Source organism: Paraburkholderia humisilvae (assembly GCF_902859855.1).
Taxonomy (GTDB): Bacteria; Pseudomonadota; Gammaproteobacteria; order Burkholderiales; family Burkholderiaceae; genus Paraburkholderia; species Paraburkholderia humisilvae.
Map to the genome: position 1 here is coordinate 1 of NZ_CADIKH010000269.1, position 2283 is coordinate 2283.

The 2283-nt window shown below is 53.3% G+C and carries 1 protein-coding gene and 1 pseudogene; both read left to right on the forward strand.

Going from position 1 to position 2283, the window contains the following annotated elements; all coding sequences use genetic code 11:
* Positions 1 to 605: 605 nt before the first annotated feature.
* Complete coding sequence (locus HV796_RS41760; protein WP_175233482.1) at positions 606 to 1109, forward strand: hypothetical protein; 504 nt, start codon at positions 606 to 608, stop codon at positions 1107 to 1109.
* A gap of 200 nt (positions 1110 to 1309) precedes the next feature.
* Positions 1310 to 2087 (forward strand): annotated as a pseudogene (locus HV796_RS41765) (IS5 family transposase).
* The last annotated feature ends 196 nt before the right edge of the window (positions 2088 to 2283 follow it).

Consider the following 2283-nt stretch of genomic DNA (forward strand, 5'->3'; position numbering starts at 1 on the left):
GGCGGCTGGAAAAACTGGGCTTCATGTCACCCCTCGAAGCCCGTCAGGCACGGATGTTTAAACAGGCCGCCTGAGTCCCAAAACCGTGTCCAAACAATCCGGGCCGATACACTCATGCTTGTTCATGATCGTGCCGATTATCTGACGTGCTTAACACGCTAAGCCAAGATTGCATCTCTACTTCGCGTTCGACTTCACTTCCCACGAACCCCAGGGCGCCCTTCGAAAATACATTCCCGCTGTGGGTCGCCTCATACGAAGGACTTTATCTTCGAATTCGACCGCTACCAGCCAAGCTCGCACCAGTAGGCTATTGCTGAGGGCTATCCCTTACCTTACGTGCCACGCCAGTCCACGACTTCATCTCGCACGCGCGCCTTGTCTTCCGCCTTCTGAAGAACGCTCCGTTCTTGCGTTGCGCAGCATTCTCTTTCAGTCTGGCTAAAGTATGGCATTATCCGGACTGGCTTCCTCGTAACAACCGTAGCGGAATAGCGCCCGATCGACGGCATCGATATCGACATAAAGCTGTAATCGATGCAATTACGGGCGAGCACTAACAATGCGGAGCTTCGGGGCCAACTAACATCGCAGGAGTCCATTCCATGATCAAGGTTACCAGTCTGGCCATTCTTATGCTTGCAATGAGCACGATTACTGCTGCACAAGCAGAAGAAAAAAATCACGCTAGATCCATTAAAATCACATGGCAGAACGCAACAAAGTTCGCTTATGAGATAACATTTTCCGGCAAAAATAATTGTGTGATTGATGCCGGCAGGAAAAATACTTTTACTGTTCCGCCACGCACCGACTCCTCGACAACCATCCAAATTGACGAACGATGCGGTGATGAGGCCGAGATTTCTTGGGGTTTGGTGACGCACAATGATTCCGACGAGCGGATCGCGGCTAGCGTAACATACGCAGAATTAAAGATGGGTGCGAGTTGGCAGATCCTCGTCAGCGCTTTTTCACCTCACGATAATATTTTATTTGAAGCATTTTTCTTACCAGATAAAATTAATTGCTTTAAATCCACGGTAATGGTAAATAACATTAATAACGTGACGAGTGTTGTCATTAATTTAATTCATACCGGTCACTAATTTTACCATACGTGTCGCTGCCTATAGCGTGTCGAGCGCCAAATGGTGGAGCAGTAAAACTCGTCTTTTCTTGTCGCATCCCAAGTAGTCCCCTGTTTCACGATCGAAGTAGGGCGTGAGGAACCAGGCGTTAGTTTATTGGTGCACGCGGAGCCGGCAAAGGCTCCGTCAGACACCATTTCAAAAAGACCCCGAAGGGGATAGGTACACCGATCATCAATGACGAGCTATGGGCATTGATCGAACCTTTGCTGCCGCCGCCAAAGCCGCGACGCAAGAAATATCCAGGCTGGGTTTCGGACCGGGTTGCACTGAACGGCATCCTGTTCGTGTTCAAAACCGGGATATGCTGGTGCGACTTGCCGATCAGGTTGGGATCTGGTTCGGGCCCCGCCTGCTGGCGTCGCTTGCGCGACTGGCAAAAGGCTGGCGTGTGGGAGCGGCTGCACGAGCTTCTGCTCGCGAAGTTACGCGAGGCTGGCCAGTTCGATTTTTCTCGGGCAGCCGTCGACCCATCGTCGGTGCGAGCCATTGGGGCGAAAAACTGGCCTGAACCCCACCGATCGGTCGCGACCCGGGTTCCAGACATCACATCCTCGTCGATGCAAATGGCGTCCCCATCAGTGCCATCCTGACCGGGGCGAACCGCAACGACGTCACCCGGGTGATGCCGCTCGTCCATGCGATTCCGCCGATTCGCGGCGGCGTGCGCGGCCAGCCACTTCATAAGCCCAAGGTCATTTGCGCCGAGCGCGGCTACGACTCCAAACCACATCGCCGGAAACTTCGCAAACGCGGCATCAAGCCGGTGATCGCAAAGCGCCGGACCGCGCACGGCAGTGGCCCGCTAAATTTCGTTGGGTGATCGAGCGTACTTACGCATAGCTGCACAATTTTCGTCGTCTTCGCATTCGCTTTGAGCATCGCGCCAACATTCACGAAGCATTCCTCAAACTCGGCTACTCCCTCGTCTGTTGAAACATCCTCAGACGTATGGAGCAGTCTTTTTGAAACGACCTCCAAGGAACCACCGAGACAATGTAGCCCGGCACACATCATTACGTAGTCCGCCCTGAATAAAGCGTTTTGTCCGTCGTCGACGTCAGACGACGGGCGTTGTCAGATCGACAGACACGGACAACGCGACAAGAACGAGGGCGCAAAAAAGCCGCAG